Raw genomic sequence first — 16217 nt, 5'->3', positions numbered from 1 at the left:
AGCGATAGTCCGTCGCACCTTCGCAGGATTCCTGCGGATATATTATATCCTGATTTACCTGCAACCTTCTTTTCTCCGACTTTCAATCACTGCTAAGTTCCTATATTTCATCAGATTGTCTTGCCATGACCGTAACCGGAGATTTGCGCTCCAGGTTGATCACCGTGAGTTCTGCAGCGGTGAAGGGATGAAGTCCACCGGATGCGGTTACGGGATGAAAAGGCCATGTCATCGATACCTGACCAGGTAATTTCGCAGCGGAATATCGAACCGGATATCGAATCCTGGCTCGCCCTGGATTTGATCAATGGTCTGGGTGACGAGTCGATGAGGTGTTTGCTTGCGGCTTTTGGCAGCCCCGCTGCAATTCTTTCGGCCAGCATGACTTCATTGGAGCGGGTGGTTAAAAGGAAGGTGGTGGACAACATTATCAGGGGAGCTGACCCGCAAAAGCTGAACGCTTCGCTCAAATGGCTGGAAGACCCGCAGAATTCCGTCATCACCCTGGCAGATTCGGATTATCCCGCACTGTTACTCAATATCCCCGATCCCCCGCCGCTTCTCTATATCAAAGGAAAGCGCGGTCTGCTGAACACGCCAATGCTTGCCATTGTCGGCAGCCGGAATGCTACGCCCCAAGGCCTTTCCAATGCAGAAGCTTTTGCCGAGGCGGCGAGCGATGCAGGATTTTGCATTGCCAGTGGCATGGCGCTTGGCGTGGACGCCGCAGCGCATCGTGGGGGACTGCGAGGAAGGGCCAGCAGTATTGCCGTGGTGGGTACCGGACTGGATCTCGTTTATCCCGCAAGCCATCGCAAGTTGGCGCATGAGTTGGCGGAAAAGGGCGCGCTTGTCTCCGAGTTTCCGTTGGGTACGCCTCCCATCGGCAGCAACTTTCCGCGTCGCAATCGCATCATTAGTGGCCTGAGCAGGGGGTGTCTTGTGGTCGAGGCCGCGTTGCAGAGCGGTTCTCTGATCACCGCGCGACAGGCGTTGGAGCAGGGACGCGAAGTATTCGCCATTCCGGGCTCCATTCACTCGCCCTTGTCCAGGGGATGCCATGCACTCATCAAGCAGGGTGCCAAGCTGGTGGAAAGCGCAGGAGATATTCTGGAGGAATTCGGCTGTCCCCCTGGGGTCCCCGTCCTCATTCCGGAAGGGGATGAGGCTGCAAGAGAAGAATTTTTGCTGTTGAAACACCTCAGTCACGACATCGTCGATGTCGATACCCTCTGCCTGCGTAGTGGCTTGACGGTAGAAACGGTATCGGCGATGCTGTTGACGCTTGAACTGGATGGCATAATCGCCAGTCTTCCCGGCGGGCGTTACCAGCGGCTCCGGTAGGTTGCGGTGTTCGAGGTATGTACGGCTTCCATATGATAACCAGATCCGGGGGGGTAAGAGGGGGTAACGTGGGGTCGGAAGAGGTTGCAGGAGTTGCAGCGACCGGTACGGACGACAGGATTCCGCGCGGAGAAGCATGGTTGTTTTTCTGCTCAGCTTGCCTGCCTTCGGGGATTCCTATCATGATGATGTTTTTGGTTCCGGGTCGATGGCAGTGCTATCTATTTTTGCTTGCTCCCTGTTATGCTGATAAATCGCATGGGGGTAATGCGATATTTACAGGAGTTTCATGGGTAAAACCTTAATCATTGCCGAGAAGCCTTCTGTTGCCGCAGACATTGCGCGTGCCTTAGGCGGATTCACGAAACATACCGACTACTTCGAGAACGATGAATATGTCGTGTCATCTGCCGTAGGGCATTTGCTTGAGCTCGCGGTCCCTCCGGAACACGAAGTCAAGCGAGGGAAATGGAGCTTTACGAATCTGCCCGTCATTCCACCGCATTTTGACCTCAATCCCATCGAGAAAACCGAATCGCGGCTGAAGCTTTTGACCAGGCTCATCAAACGGAAGGATGTGGACGCGCTGATCAACGCTTGCGATGCAAGTCGGGAAGGGGAACTGATTTTTCGCTACATTACTCGCCATGTTGGAACCAAAAAGCCGGTTAAACGGCTATGGCTGCAATCGATGACGCCCGCTTCCATCCGGGAAGGTTTCAATAAGTTGCTGGATGATGAAGACGTGTGGCCATTGGCGGAAGCAGCGGTAAGCCGTTCGGAAGCTGACTGGCTAGTGGGCATAAACGGCACACGCGCCATGACCGCATTCAATTCACAGGAAGGCGGCTTCCATAAAACCACAGTGGGGCGTGTACAAACTCCTACATTGGCGATTCTGATCGAGCGCGAAGACATCATCAAGAAATTTGTCCCTCGCAGTTACTGGGAAGTGCATGCAACGTTTTCCGCCCGGGAAGGAAGCTATAAGGGTCGCTGGTTCGACGAGTCGTTCACGAAAGCCAGGAAAGACAATGAGCAAAAAGCAGAGCGGTTATGGGATCATGCGACTGCGGAAGCTATCCGCGCCAAGTGTCTCGGCAAATCTGGGGTCGTCACCGAAGAAAGCAAGCCTGCTACCGAAACCTGTCCTTTGCTCTATGACCTTACCAGTTTGCAGCGCGACGCGAATGGCCGTTTCGGCTTTTCCGCCAAGACTACGCTCTCACTGGCGCAGGCATTATATGAAAAGCATAAGGTGTTGACTTATCCGCGCACGGACTCGCGGGCTCTGCCGGAAGATTATATTGCCGCTGTTAAGGAAACCCTGGGTTCGCTCCAAAACTCTGGATACGGAGCATTCGCCGCGCAGATCCTCGGAGCAGGCTGGGTTAAGCCCAATAAACGTATATTCAACAATGCAAAGATCTCCGACCACTTTGCGATCATCCCTACCACCATTGAAGCCAGGGGTTTGAACGAGGTGGAGTCAAAGCTGTACGATCTTGTTGTCAAACGTTTTCTCGCGATATTCTATCCGGCGGCTGAATTTCTCGTTACCACCCGTATCACGCGGGTGGAGAACGAGCCCTTCAAGACCGAAGGTAAAGTTCTGATCAATCCCGGCTGGCAAGCTGTTTACGGCAAGGAGGCGCAGCCTTCGGGTACGGAGGACAACTCGACTTTGGTCAAGCTGGAACCGGATGAATCGGTGATCGCCGAGGAAATTGAGGTTACCTCGCACCAGACCCGCCCGCCCCCCCGATTCAATGAAGCCACGCTGCTGTCTGCGATGGAAGGCGCGGGTAAATGGGTGGAAGATGAAGAACTGCGGGAAGCCATGAGCGCAAAGGGACTTGGCACACCGGCGACACGCGCAGCGATTATCGAAGGCCTGGTATCGGAAAACTACATCCAGCGTGTAGGACGGGAACTGCATCCCACTGCCAAGGCCTTTTCTCTCATCACCCTGTTGCGGGGGTTGAAAGTACCGGAACTTACTTCGCCTGAGCTGACGGGTGACTGGGAATACAAGCTGCGCCAGATCGAACAGGGAAAGCTTGAACGCAACAAGTTCATGGCAGAAATCGCGGAGATGACGAGCCACATCGTGCAACAGGCAAAAAGTCATCGCGGCGAAACCATTAGTGGAGATTTTTCGACGCTCAAGTCGCCCTGTCCGAAATGCGGCGGGGTGATTCAGGAGACATATAAAAAATTTCAGTGCCAGAAATGTGATTTCGCGCTATGGAAAATTCTGGCGGGACGACAGTTTGAAACGGCGGAAATGGAACAGCTCATTACCCTGCGGGAGGTGGGACCTCTCCAGGGCTTTCGGAGCAGGATGGGGCGGTTGTTCAACGCCAACATCAAACTGACGGATGAATTCGAAATGAAGTTCGATTTCGGCGCAGACGGTGAGCAGGATGCCGAAGAGGTTGATTTTTCCGGGCAGGAACCGCTCGGAAAATGCCTCCGGTGCAGTGGCCGGGTATTCGATCACGGCATGAGCTACCTGTGCGAAAAATCGCTCGGTTCTGCACATACATGCAGCTTTAAAATAGGGAAAATCATTCTCTCGCGGCCGCTCGAGCGCGAGCAGGTCATGAAACTGTTGCAGACCGGCAAAACGGATTTGCTGACAAAGTTTATTTCCAAGAAGGGCAGGCCGTTTTCAGCCTATCTCGTTGCCGGCAAGGACGGAAAAATCGGGTTCGAGTTCGAAGTGAAGGAGGCAAAGGTTAAAACCCCGGCAGAGACGGAGGAAACAAAGGTGTCGAAATCGAGGGCTGCACCGTTGAAAAAAACCCTCTCCGCGAAAACGAGGTGAAAGGGGCAGTGGAGCGCACCCTGCTTCGTGAAGACCCGTGCGGGAGACCGGGAGATTGAGAGAATGAGAGAAGAGGGGAAGGGCGTGATTGCGTAACGCCTCTTCCTTTATTGGGGAGCTGCTGATGGCTGATGGGTTTCGATATAGGAGACGATATCTCCTACGGTACTGAATCCCTTTGCTTCCTCGCTATCGAAATTGATGCCAAACGCATCTTCAGCGTCAAACAGAAGCTGGATCGTATCCATGGAGTCGAGTCCGAGCTCTTCAAATTTTGAAGACCGGTTGATAGTGGAAGCATCGAGATTCTCGACTTTTGTGGCAATGAATTGTATGACCTTTGCTTCAATCTCCGCTGTGTCCATATCTAGTTCTTCCTTCATGCAAGGGTTGTGAAAAGAATGCTCGCATTGTTGCCACCAAATCCGAAAGCGTTACACAAGCCGGTGCGGACACTTCTTTTCTGCGCAACGTTGGGGGTGTAATCGAGGTCACACTCGGGATCAGCCTCATCAAGATTGATGGTCGGATGGATGATGCCGGTATGAAGCGCCATGATGGTGGCGATACTGCCGATTGCTGCCGATGCGCCGATGGAATGCCCTACCATCGATTTGGTAGCGCTGATGGCAATGTCAGTGGCACGCGCTCCAAAAAGATTTTTTATCGCCCGCGTTTCGACTGTATCGCCCAGCGGCGTGGAAGTCGCATGCGCATTGATATGCTCAATGAAATCCGGCTCCATTCCGGCATCACGGATGGCTTCCTGCATGGCAGCTATCTGGCCTTCCATGTCGGGCATGACGATATGCGTGGCATCACATGCCTGTCCATAGCCGGCAAGCTCGGCATATATTTTCGCTCCCCGGTGGCGGGCCTGCTCTTCCTTCTCGAGAATCAGTATTCCGGCACCCTCTCCCATGACAAAACCATCGCGGCCTTTTGCGAAAGGACGCGAGGCCCCGGCTGGATTATCATTGGAAGTGGTGGTCAGGGCATGCAATATCTCAAAACCGTTGATGGTGAGCGGCAATACGCATGCTTCAGCGCCGCCGGCGACCACCACGTCCGCTCTTCCTGCACGCAGGAGATCGAGTGCCGCACCGATGGCATTGGCTCCCGAAGAGCAAGCTGTACTGGAGGTCAGGTTCATGCCTTTGAACCCATGCCTGATCGCGATCCAGGCGGCAGCGGAGTTGGCCATTGTGCGTGGTACGGTGAAAGGCGGTACCGGCTGACTTCGAAACTTGCGCAGCGCGGACGATTCGAAGGTGGAAAAACCACCCATTCCCGAACCTATGCTTACCCCGATGCGGCGAGATTCATAAGCATCAAGCCCGCCGGCATCCTCGAGGGCAAGACGCGCAGCAAGCAGGGCAAGCTGGGTGAATCTGTCGGTTTGCTCGATATACTTTTGGGAGAGGAAGGTTGAAGGATCAAAGTCCGCCACTTCTCCTGCAATTTGAGAACGCCTGCTCGATGCATCAAAGCTGGTTATTCTTTTTATTCCGCTCACGCCATTGACAGCCGCTGACCAGAACTGGTCAACCCCGATACCAATGGGGGAAACAACTCCCATTCCTGTAACGACTACACGCATACAAAACCGGAAATAATCATAGGAATCTGCTCAACCTCATTATGCGGAGGCATTCAATGCAGTGAACAGGCGAGTTCTCATTGTGTAATGGGCAGCGTAAATGAGTAACGGAATCCGCTGGGAATCGTTGACCGGCCATTGCCTGAAGGTTTCCGGGCCTCACGGTTGCGCAGGACACTCGTATTGCTATTTTGCGTTGAATATCATTGGGAACAGGTATCTCAATATGCCTCCCATAATCCAGATGATGAGTAATAAACTCGAGATGACGGCTGCTCCTTCGATAAGCGCTGACAAGAGCGTTGCAGCCAAGCTATCGAATTCCTGTTGCCCGGCTTCGTTGCGCCGGCTCCTGCGGCGGTTCCTTACCCATATTTGCAGCCCGATAACGACAGGAATAAGGGCGAGAGACACTAGCAGGTTATACTCAGAACTTTCCATCAATAATCAACCTTCCGCAAATAATCGTTACAGAATCCATTGCCAGTCGCTGTTTTTTTTCCTTTTACTTCATTCGCTATACTGCACCGCTCATTTTTCGGACTGAGTGCGCGAAGATCGCGGGGATAAATGCTGAAGTTCGTCCTCAGGTAGCAGACCGGCAATTATAATATCACACGTCAACAAGGTGTCATCGAGTTAACAAGTTAACATATCCGCCCTGTCCGCGGGGTATGGACTGGTTCCTGTCGGGACTGGGTAAAGCAGAAACCGTTTCGATCTTCAACTCATTTTCGGGGCGCAGTCTTTCACGGTACAAACGTTTCCGGTCTCTGGGCGCAATGCGACCATGGAATATCCACATCTGATCATCACTTGGCCAGTTTTACATGAAAAAAAAGATTAGCGGCCCGCACTTCCCGGAAGTCATTGTCCGTCCGGTCAGAAGCTATCGGGAAATGGGAGTTTTTATCGATATTCCCTGGAGTATTTACGCTGACGATCCCATGTGGGTGGCCCCTTTACGGCTGGAGCGACGACTGCATTTTTCGAGATTCAATCCCTTTTTCAAGCACGGAAAATGGCAGGCCTGGATTGCATACAGGAATGATCAGCCGGTGGGAAGGATCAGCGCCCAGATCGATCAACTGCATCGGGAACGCTACGGCGGCGATACCGGACATTTCGGTCTGTTCGAGTGCATAGATGATAAGGAGGTTTCGGCTGCCCTTATCCAGATGGCTGAGGCATGGCTGAGGATGCAGCAGACGAGACATGTGACCGGTCCCTTCAATTTATCGATTAATCAGGAATGCGGCATATTGGTGGACGGTTTTGATACGCCGCCGGTAGTGATGATGCCGCACTCCCGCAGATGGTACGGCCGCCTGCTGGAAGAACAAGGGTATCAACAGGCAAAGGATTTGCTTGCCTATTGGATAGAACTCGATTTCAAGGTGCCGCGGCTGATGGACGCCTTGATCGGTAAATTTGCGGATCAGGTGCGTCTGAGAACCCTGCGCCGCGACAAGTTCAGCGAGGAACTGGAAGTCCTGCGTGATATATTCAACGATGCCTGGTCGGAGAATTGGGGTTTCGTTCCTTTTACCCAGGCGGAGTTCGCGGAACTTGGCGCCACTCTTCGCTTGCTCGTGCCCGATGATTGTATCCAGATTGCGGAGGTCGACGGGGTGCCCGCCGCATTCATGGTGGCATTGCCAAACCTCAACGAAATTTTTGCCGATCTGAACGGACACTTGTTTCCGTTTGGCTGGACCAGGCTGGTCCGGATCAGATCCAGGGGAGGGGTGCATACCGGTCGCATACCATTAATGGGAGTACGCAGGCGCTTCCATAATACTCCGCTCGGTATGGCACTTGCCTTCATGGTCATCGACGCGCCGAGGGAACTCGGACGAGCCATGGGAGTGAAGGCAATGGAATTATCCTGGATACTTGAGGACAACAAACCCATGCGGGCCATTCTGGATAGTTTGGGCTGCAGGGAGTATAAACGTTACCGGATTTACCAGAAGATGCTGTGAATGCCGGATGGAGCAACTGAAGAACCGGAATCGGTAAAACGATGCAATGAAAAAGAATGATCTGTTCACCGCCGTGGTGCTGGCAGCGGACCGCACGGCTCGTGATCCCGTCTCCTTGGAAACGGGAGCGCCCTGCAAGGCGTTTGCGCGCGTCGGGGGGGTACCGATGATCATTCGCGTACTGGACGCGCTGGAAGCCAGCGGCATGGTGAAGAGCATCATTTTGTGCGGGCCGCCCAAGTCCTTGCTGCCCGCTTGTCCGGAACTGCAGGAACGTATTTGCAATGGGCGCGTCGTCTGGCTGCCAAATCTCGATTCTCCCAGCCGCAGCGCCCGCAGCGGCCTCTCCCAAGTGAATCAGGAGACTCCGATATTATTGACCACAGCCGACCACGCGTTATTGACACCGGCCATCGTGCAATATTTTCTTCGCAGCTCCCAGGCTTCGGATTGCGATGCTGCTGTCGGAGTTGTCAAATATGAAGATGTGGCAGCTGCATTTCCCGGGGCAAGGCGAACGGTAATAAGGTTAAAGGATGCGAATGTTTGCGGCTGCAACCTATATGCCTTTCTCAATGATCGCGGCCGCGGTCTCGTAGCATTCTGGCAACGTGCGGAAGATCTGCGCAAGCGGCCGGTACGCTTGATCATGGAGACTTTCGGGTTCGCGACTGTCTTCTATTATCTGCTGGGATTATTGACGATAGAACGGGGATTGAGAGCAGTCAGAAGGAAAACCGGCATCAGGGCGCATCCGGTATTTCTGCCCTATCCTCAGGCGGGGGTCGATGTGGACAAGGTTGCAGACTTGGTGCTTGCGGAGTCGGTACTGGCGGGCGAGGCGCCGGCTGCCGGGGGAGGAGCTGGTTTGCGCGGACCCGCTCCCTGAAATGCAAGAGGCTTGAATTCCGATCAACGGCGACAGGCAACGTGAAAATAATAGAACGATATATCACGCGGGAACTGCTGATACCGTTTATGGTAGTCACCGTGATCCTCGCGACATTGTTTGCAAGTTTCAGCACCGCCCGTTTTCTGGCCGGAGCAGTGACAGATTCGCTTGGCCTTGTCCCTGTACTCAGGCTCGTGCTGCTGAAAACGCTGATCGCACTGGAAGTGCTGATGCCGATTGCCCTGTACGTAGCTGTCATCATGGGATTGGGCCGTCTGCACCGGGACCAGGAAATAGTCGTTTTGCGTTCCGCCGGAGTCAGTGAGCATCGCATTATCTATGCAGTGCTCATCGTTGCGGTTCCTGTGGGGCTTATCAGTGGTTTCCTTTCCATTTTTGCGCGTCCATGGGCGTATGAGGAAAGCTATTTGCTTAATGCCCAGGCAGAGGCAGAGTTGAATACAGATCGGTTCCGCGCCGGGCGTTTCTACGGCAGCGAAAAAAAAGGCCGGGTGATTTATGTGCAGTCCAAGGATAGCTCGGGCAAACAGATGAAAGAGGTATTCCACTATCTGAACAAGCATGACAGCACCGAGATCATTCTTGCCAGGAAGGCTTACCAGCCCGAGCTTGTGTTCGGCCAGCGCCCCCAGATACATCTGCTGGATGGCTCCATTTACCGGGTATCGCACACCGGAAAGGGTGATACCGTCGTTCAGTTTGAAAAGCTGGTTTATTTCACGGACAGCGGAAACGTAATGGATTACAGGCGTAAGGCTGCCCCTACCGCCGCATTGATGCAATCCGATCAGCCACGGGATATTGCCGAGCTTCAGTGGCGGCTATCGCGCCCGTTGGCAACGATCCTGCTGGCGCTGATAGCGGTGCCCTTCAGCCGCGCTTCGCCCCGCCAGACCAAGGGGGATAAGACTTATTATCTGGCAGCTCTGGTTTTCGCCATCTACTATATTTTGAGCGGATTGGCCCAGACCTGGGTCGAGCAGGGCACAATCGGCAGGGTGCCGGGGGTATGGTGGCTCTATGCTGTCATGCTGCTGTTTGCAATCTCGTTATTGTTGCCCGGTTTCTGGCGGAAGCTGCTTCTGCGCAGATGACGATAATTTACCGCTACCTGGCGCTCCAGGTTTTGATGGGTCTGGGAATCGCTACTGCGGTGCTTCTGCCGCTCTTCGGTTTCCTTGATTTGCTGGATCAGCTCGATGACGTGGGAAAGGGTACGTACAGCGTCAAGGATGCGTTTCTTTATACGGCCCTACTGCTGCCGCGACGGTTTATTCAACTCGCGCCTTTCATCGCATTGATGGGCAATGTAACTGCATTGGGAAGGCTTGCCGTCGGATCGGAACTCACGGCATTACGAGGAGCAGGTGTATCTCCGCTGGGCATCAGCCTCGCACCGGTTGCCGTTGGAATAATTCTTTTACTGTTTATTACTGTACTGGATCAGTTCGTGGCGCCACAATTTCAGCAGAAAGCCATTTCATCCCGCGCAGCCGCGCTCGAGAAGAGCGCCGCGCTTGGCAAACAATTGGGGATATGGACGCGGGATGAGCGGAATATACTGCGAATCGGAGAAATGCTGCATGCGAGAAGGGCGGCGAACATCGAAATAATGCATTTTGACGACAATGGTTTCCTGTTACGCTATACGTATGCCAAGTATGCTAATATCATAAATGAGGAGTTGTGGGAGCTAAGGGACGTCGTCATCAAGACATTCAACGGCAATGCCATGGAGATCGTAAGCAGAGAATCGGTGCCTTGGGAACCCTTCCTGAAGGAGGAGGATATCTCGACATTGACCAAATCGCCGGAAAGTCTCTCACCCGCCGAGTTATTTTTACATGTGCATTTTCTGCGCACCACGGGTCAGGAGTCGGATGCTTATGAGCTTGCCTTGTGGCGCAAGGCGGGCGGTGCCCTGACGACCATCGCGATGCTGCTGCTTTCGATTCCCTTTGTTTTTGGATTGGTGCGAGCGGGGCTCGGCAACAGGCTCGTGGTTGCATCGATGCTCGGAATCAGCGTCTATCTCTTCGACCAGATCATTGCCAATGCCGGCTTGTTACTGCATCTGAATCCCGCGCTGAGCGCACTTCTTCCAGGAGTAGTGCTGATCGCCGTGGCTTATTTCTGGTTACGGCGGATTTTTTAACAAAATCCGGATTTGTTCACGATTTTCTTGACTTGAATGCCTGCCGCAATCTCGCGGGAGGACTTGCGAAGCCTATCAATTTGACAACTCCAGACGCAGAGATAATCAAGCAGCCGGCGGATTCGTCGATGCCTGTTTATATCCGTATCATTGGCGATAGCGAAACCGATATCTGGGGCTTAAGTGGCCGGGAACGTCTGCAGCGCATGTTGAAAGCATTCGCCGGGACGAGGTGGGTCGACCATCCCGCACGGATTCCCGTTCCTGCCTCGGCACTGCTTTTACGCGGGGATTACCTTTTTGACGCTATCGTACTGGGCGCGCTGATCAAGGCAAAAATGGATCTTGTGCTTGTCAGCGAGGAGAGTAAGCCAGTCGCAGTGAGGATTTCCGGCGGGAACGTGCAACAGGCGCTTGATGAATTTGAGAGCGGAGGAGAAGGGCAAACCCTTTCTTTCTTGCCGCGTTATGAACTGAAAGACCTTGATCTGCCAAGCCTGCGCCAGAACCTCAAGAAAAGAGATGCCCCTTACGTTTTGCCGATCAGCAGGAACAGCCGCCGCAATCTGGAGTCAGAGCTATTCAAACGGTCTTACAAAGGGGTGACCGATTTTGTGACAAAGTGGCTGTGGCCGGCGCCTGCATTTCAGGCGGTACACTTCTGCATACGTGCGGGTCTGCGTCCCAACCATATTACACTGCTCAGTCTTTTGTTTGCCGTGCTGGCCGGGGTTGCGTTCTGGTACGGTTTCTATGGATCGGGACTGGTGATGGGATGGTTCATGACCTTCCTCGACACTGTCGACGGCAAACTGGCACGGGTAACCGTTACTTCCAGCCGATTCGGTGACGTGCTCGATCACGGCCTGGATATCATTCATCCGCCGCTCTGGTACATTGCCTGGGGGATGGGGTTGTCCACCGACTATTCCTTATCCTCGCATCTGCCGCTATTATTCGGGCTGATTCTTATCGGTTACATCGGTGGGCGGCTGTGTGAGGGAGCATTCCAGTTCTGGGTCGCATCATTCGATATTTTCATCTGGCGTCCACTGGATTCCTTCAATCGGCTCATTACTGCCCGCCGCAATCCCAATCTGATTCTGCTGACATTGGGTTGGCTCGCGGGCAGGCCGGATATCGGCCTTTTGTCCGTCGTGATCTGGCACTTGCTTTCGACCGGTTTTCTCTTAGTGAGAGTGGCGATGGGATGGCTATCGCGCCGGTCGCGTGGACCCTTGCATTCCTGGTTTGAGGAGATCGTTGCGGGGCAGGATGAAGGAAAGCTGGCCGTTCGTATTTTTGCACCTTTAAAATCACGTAGATGACAGAAAGATCACGGGTCGATAGATTGAAGTCCGGAACAGGATCTGTCGGATTGCTTTTCAATCCGCTCAGTGGGCGCATCCGTAAGCGGAAGGAGGCGATCCGGCGCGCTGTGGGAGAGATTCCCGGCGCCTGCAGGGAAGTGACGAATGCTCAAGAAATCAGCACTTCGGTGGATATGTTCGTGAATGATGGCACGGATCTACTGGTCATTATTGGTGGGGACGGCACGGTACAGGGTGTACTGTCCCATCTGTTCGCCACTCAGCCTTTGGCAAAGTGGCCTGTCCTGACGATAGTGCCCGGCGGTACAACCAACATGACCGCGCTCGATCTCGGCATAAGCGGCAGCCCGGAATCCGTCCTGCGGCAATTGAGCGCCTCCTTTCAAAAAGATTTCCCCTCCGCACTCGTGGAGCGTCATGTTCTTTGCATAGAACAGGCCGGCGCGGAGAAGGTTTATGGGATGTTTTTCGGCGTGGGACTCATCGCCCGCGCTGTGATCTTTTCCCAGAGCAGGATAAAGCGGTTGGGTATTACCGGAGAAATCTACTCTGCCCTTATCACCTTCGGTTATGTTGCAGGTTTCCTGCTCGGACGGCGTCAGGGAGCATGGGCACCGGTCCAGCTGGCCATTACCGAGAAAACCTTACCCCGGCACCACGGAACCTATGCGTTTCTTTTCGCCAGCACCCTCGACCGCCTGCTGTTCGGCATGAGGCCATACTGGGGCGAGCAGCCGGAACCGCTGCATGTCACATTCGTCAGGCAGCAGCGGCAGCTTCCCTTGCGCTCGATGCTCCGGTTGCTGATAGGACGTGGAAACGATCTCAAGGACAAGGATGGTTATCATAGTTGCAACACCGATGAGCTGGAGCTGCTGATCGATGACGATTACATCGTCGACGGCGAGTCTTATCGTGCCGCCAGCCAGAGTGGACCCTTGCGCATTACGCCGGCTGGCCCGATCGTCTTTCTGGCGGCGGAGAGGGCAGCCGCAAACGCGAAATCATGAGTATTCTTCAAGAGGCTGCAACAGCGGATCCGCCGCTTCCCGAGGGTTTGATTTCGGAGATGACGGTCCTGAGTTCAAGTACGGTATCCGCGGATTTTCTCGTTTTGCTCGAGGCGTTGAAATTGCGCTTCGGTTCAGCCCTCGACGCTGTGCTTCTTTATGGATCGTGCCTGCGCGCACGTGAGATAGGGGATGGGGTGGTCGATTTTTACGCGGTCGTGAGCAGTTACAGCAGTGCTTATCCGGAGCGCTACCTGCGTTATTTCAACGCATTGCTACCTCCGAATGTCTTTTATCTGGAGGTATCCCAGGCGGAGAAAACGTTTCGTGCCAAATATGCCGTGGTTTCGATGGCGGATTTTGAGCAGGGGACTCGCCGCTGGTTCCACCCTTATCTCTGGGCGCGTTTTGCTCAGCCCTCGAGGTTATTATTTTTCCGCGACGAGGCTGCTCGCAAGCGAATTTCGGAGTCTCTGGCCCATGCGGTCGTCACTTTTCTCGGATCCACCCTGCCCACCCTCGATTGTTCCGGGACTACAGCGACCACCACCGAAATGATCTGGACCAATGGATTGACTCAGACTTACGCCGCGGAATTGCGGCCCGAGAGAGCAGGGCGCGCGCGCCAGCTCGCACAGATGAACCTGGAGATCTATTCACGCCTGACTGCTCTGGCAATACCTGCACTGGCAGGAAAATTGAGGCTCCTGCCGGATGGAAGTTACGAATCTCTGATAGACGATGCAGGACGTCAGAGATCGCTTTGGCATTGGCGGCTGCGACGCTGGCAGGGAAAAGTGCTGTCTGTGCTGCGGCTGTCCAAGGCGGCTTTTACCTTTCATGACAGCATCAGCTATGCCGCCTGGAAAATCGAGCGCCATACCGGCGTTCGCGTCGAAGTGACTCCTATGCTGCGGCGTCATCCCCTGTTATGGGGTTTTAAAGTTTCGTGGCGTCTGTTGTGGCGAGGCGTGATGCGCTGACTTCAGCAAGCCCTGCCGTACGCGCTTTGAGAATGAGATCACAGACTTCCCGCACTGCGCCATTCCCTCCGGCCTGTCTGCAGACATGATGTGCCTCCTGCATGATTTCCGGAACAGCATCCGCGGGACAAAACGCCGCCCCGACCCGCCGCATGCATTCTAGGTCGCAGAGATCGTCGCCAATGTATGCGATATGTTGTAATGAAACCGACCAGCGTGTTGCCAGTTGCAGAAGAAGCGCGAATTTGTCACGGGCCCCAGGGTAATATTCATCAATCCCGAGTTTTCTCATTCGTGCCTCCACTGAAGGACTGGTTTCGGTGGTAATGACACCGACCCGGATGCCATTCTCCCGCAGCAGTTTCATTCCATGCGCGTCCCGGGTATTGAATTTCTTAAGGGCCTCACCGTCAGGTCCATAATACATCCCGCCGTCGGTCAGCGTACCATCCACATCGAGCAACAACGCCTTGATTTCGGCTGCGACGGCGTTAACCGTCTGGCGTTTCTGCTTGAGCAGGAGTTGTTCTACAACAATCCAGTCGGTTTCATCGTCAATTTCGACTGCGCTCTCCGCCGCCATTTCATGGATGCCGATACGCCCGCCCAACCGGCAACCGCATTCCTCCAGCAGTTTCCTCCGTGTCAGGTAAAAAGCGCCATTTTCCATGAGATATCCTTCGAAGTCCTGCCGTCTTGGCCGGTGCATCGGATCGTAGTTGACGGGTGTGCCGTGCACGCTCCAGAAAAAGCGCTTTGAAGGTACAGCGGTTAGAAGGGAATCAAGGTTTTCTGTCAGGAACTTATGCCTGGCGGAGCGAAAATCGTCTGCACGGGTGAGCGGCGAGGTCGCTTGGATAAGACACATCACGTCAAAGGGAACCTGCTGTTGAAATTCGAGCATTGCGCTTTCTGTACTGGCCGTATCCATGCAGGTTGCCGCGGAGCGTTCCAGAACCGTGACTGACGGAAATTCCTCCAATACCGCTTTCCGGATATTGGGAGAATCGGTAGCAACATAGATATCGTCGAAACACTGCGATGCGATTGCCTGTTCCAGGCTCCATGCGAATAATGGCCGCCCTGCGATGTTGCGCACATTCTTTTCGATAATCGATTTCGAGTGTGCGCGCAGAGGCATGAAAGCTACCCAGCACACTAGTGAAAGTGAATCCCTTGGATGCGTTTGAGCTTATTACGCTGGGCGGCTTCGATTTCCACTATCGGCGCATTCTTGAAAGCCAGCGCCTTGGATACTGCGCGAACGTCACGGACCAGCTTCCGCAACCCGTCGGGTTCGAGCGAAGCGGCATGGTCGGTACCCTTCCAGGTCCGGTCCAGCGTAAAATGCCGCTCGATCCATGAGGCACCCAACGTGAGAGCAGCAATGTCCACCGCAATGCCAAGGTGATGACCTGAAAAGCCGATTTCCTTGATGCGCGCTCCGAATCTTTCCTCCAGGGCCTGCAACTCGAGCAGGCAGACCTGCTCGAAGGGGACGGGATAACCGGAAGTGCAGGCGTACAGCACCACCCTGTGGGCGACCCCGTGCTTCTCCATCAATTGCACGATCTGTTCCTGCTCGGCGGGGGTGGTCATGCCGAGCGATATATGAATCTCCCCGCCATAGTTCCTTGCGAGATACTCCAGCATCGGGAAATGCAGATTGCATGCCGAGGGGATCTTGATGAATTCCGGGTTGAGGCCGACGATTTCCTTTGCCGAGGTCAGATCCCAGACGGATGTGGAGTAGCCGATTCCAAACTCCTCGCACCATTTCTGCAGCAGCCGATGCTGGTTTACATCGAATTCCAGAAACTCGCGATGCTCCCCGTAACTGTTGCCATAACTGTGCTGCGGGTTCGGATGCCGGGCATTATATTCTTCGGGAGTGAGCAATTCCCGGTTCGAGCGCTTCTGAAACTTGACGAAATTGCATTTGGCGAAGGTTGCGGCGATTCCTATCATTTCCCTGGCGATTTCGATATCGCCTTTGTGATTGCAGCCGATCTCGGCTACTACTGTCGGGGTTTTCATAAGTATTCGACCTGTACACAAATACTACG

General features: G+C 54.1%; 15 protein-coding genes. 9 read left to right on the top strand and 6 right to left on the bottom strand.

From position 1 onward, the window contains the following. Nucleotides 1-100: 100 nt before the first annotated feature. Nucleotides 101-232, bottom strand: a complete 132-nt coding sequence (locus BMY01_RS18570) for a hypothetical protein (protein ID WP_302848415.1) — start codon at nt 230-232, stop codon at nt 101-103. Here BMY01_RS18570 and dprA point away from each other — a divergent pair. Both dprA and BMY01_RS03465 read left to right on the top strand, forming a co-directional pair. After that, complete coding sequence (gene dprA, locus BMY01_RS03470; RefSeq protein ID WP_074744321.1) at nt 226-1344, top strand: DNA-processing protein DprA; 1119 nt, start codon at nt 226-228, stop codon at nt 1342-1344. The two genes, BMY01_RS18570 and dprA, sit on opposite strands and share 7 nt — an antisense overlap. Before the next feature lie 289 nt (nt 1345-1633). Next, the gene (locus tag BMY01_RS03465) at nt 1634-4174 is read left to right on the top strand and encodes a DNA topoisomerase III (RefSeq protein WP_074744319.1); all 2541 of its coding nucleotides are present in this window, start codon (nt 1634-1636) and stop codon (nt 4172-4174) included. Nucleotides 4175-4281: 107 nt separating this feature from the next. Here the strand turns inward: BMY01_RS03465 and BMY01_RS03460 are convergent, their stop codons facing one another. From BMY01_RS03460 to BMY01_RS03450, 3 genes are all read right to left on the bottom strand, one after another. After that, nucleotides 4282-4539: an acyl carrier protein gene (locus tag BMY01_RS03460; RefSeq protein ID WP_074705100.1), complete on the bottom strand. Its 258-nt coding sequence runs from the start codon at nt 4537-4539 to the stop codon at nt 4282-4284. A gap of 14 nt (nt 4540-4553) precedes the next feature. Further along, a complete protein-coding gene (gene fabF / locus BMY01_RS03455) occupies nt 4554-5774 on the bottom strand; it encodes a beta-ketoacyl-ACP synthase II (protein ID WP_074744317.1) in 1221 nt (406 codons plus the stop codon). A gap of 186 nt (nt 5775-5960) precedes the next feature. Beyond that, nucleotides 5961-6215, bottom strand: coding sequence for a hypothetical protein (locus tag BMY01_RS03450; RefSeq protein ID WP_074744315.1), 255 nt, complete (start codon nt 6213-6215; stop codon nt 5961-5963). 389 nt (nt 6216-6604) lie between these two features. On the opposite strand from BMY01_RS03450, the gene BMY01_RS03445 reads away from it, so the two are divergent. The 7 genes from BMY01_RS03445 to BMY01_RS18240 all read left to right on the top strand — a co-directional run bounded on the left by BMY01_RS03445 (nt 6605) and on the right by BMY01_RS18240 (nt 14151). After that, nucleotides 6605-7759 (top strand): N-acetyltransferase, encoded by a 1155-nt coding sequence (locus tag BMY01_RS03445; RefSeq protein ID WP_074744313.1) that lies wholly within the window; start codon nt 6605-6607, stop codon nt 7757-7759. 46 nt (nt 7760-7805) lie between these two features. Continuing rightward, entirely contained in the window at nt 7806-8648 is an 843-nt protein-coding gene (locus BMY01_RS03440) for a nucleotidyltransferase family protein (protein ID WP_074744311.1), read from the top strand. 41 nt (nt 8649-8689) lie between these two features. After that, nucleotides 8690-9766, top strand: coding sequence for an LPS export ABC transporter permease LptF (gene lptF, locus BMY01_RS03435; RefSeq protein ID WP_074744309.1), 1077 nt, complete (start codon nt 8690-8692; stop codon nt 9764-9766). Next, complete coding sequence (gene lptG / locus BMY01_RS03430; protein ID WP_074744307.1) at nt 9763-10827, top strand: LPS export ABC transporter permease LptG; 1065 nt, start codon at nt 9763-9765, stop codon at nt 10825-10827. Before lptF ends, lptG begins: the two co-directional genes overlap by 4 nt. A gap of 128 nt (nt 10828-10955) precedes the next feature. Further along, nucleotides 10956-12155 (top strand): CDP-alcohol phosphatidyltransferase family protein, encoded by a 1200-nt coding sequence (locus tag BMY01_RS03425; RefSeq protein WP_074744572.1) that lies wholly within the window; start codon nt 10956-10958, stop codon nt 12153-12155. Beyond that, the gene (locus BMY01_RS18245; RefSeq protein ID WP_074744305.1) at nt 12152-13168 is read left to right on the top strand and encodes a diacylglycerol/lipid kinase family protein; all 1017 of its coding nucleotides are present in this window, start codon (nt 12152-12154) and stop codon (nt 13166-13168) included. The genes BMY01_RS03425 and BMY01_RS18245 overlap by 4 nt, the downstream gene beginning before the upstream one ends. Further along, a complete protein-coding gene (locus tag BMY01_RS18240) occupies nt 13165-14151 on the top strand; it encodes a hypothetical protein (RefSeq protein ID WP_074744303.1) in 987 nt (328 codons plus the stop codon). Before BMY01_RS18245 ends, BMY01_RS18240 begins: the two co-directional genes overlap by 4 nt. Here BMY01_RS18240 and BMY01_RS03410 read toward each other — a convergent pair. Next, on the bottom strand, nt 14108-15292 hold the full coding sequence (locus tag BMY01_RS03410) for an acylneuraminate cytidylyltransferase (RefSeq protein WP_074744570.1): 1185 nt from the start codon (nt 15290-15292) through the stop codon (nt 14108-14110). The genes BMY01_RS18240 and BMY01_RS03410 overlap by 44 nt on opposite strands. Nucleotides 15293-15309: 17 nt before the next feature. Continuing rightward, entirely contained in the window at nt 15310-16188 is an 879-nt protein-coding gene (locus BMY01_RS03405; RefSeq protein ID WP_074744301.1) for an N-acetylneuraminate synthase family protein, read from the bottom strand. Between the last annotated feature and the right edge of the window lie 29 nt (nt 16189-16217).

Source organism: Nitrosospira multiformis, assembly GCF_900110185.1.
GTDB lineage: Bacteria > Pseudomonadota > Gammaproteobacteria > Burkholderiales > Nitrosomonadaceae > Nitrosospira > Nitrosospira multiformis_A.
Note: the sequence above shows the minus strand (reverse complement) of the source record. Positions and strands in the feature narration are given on the sequence as shown.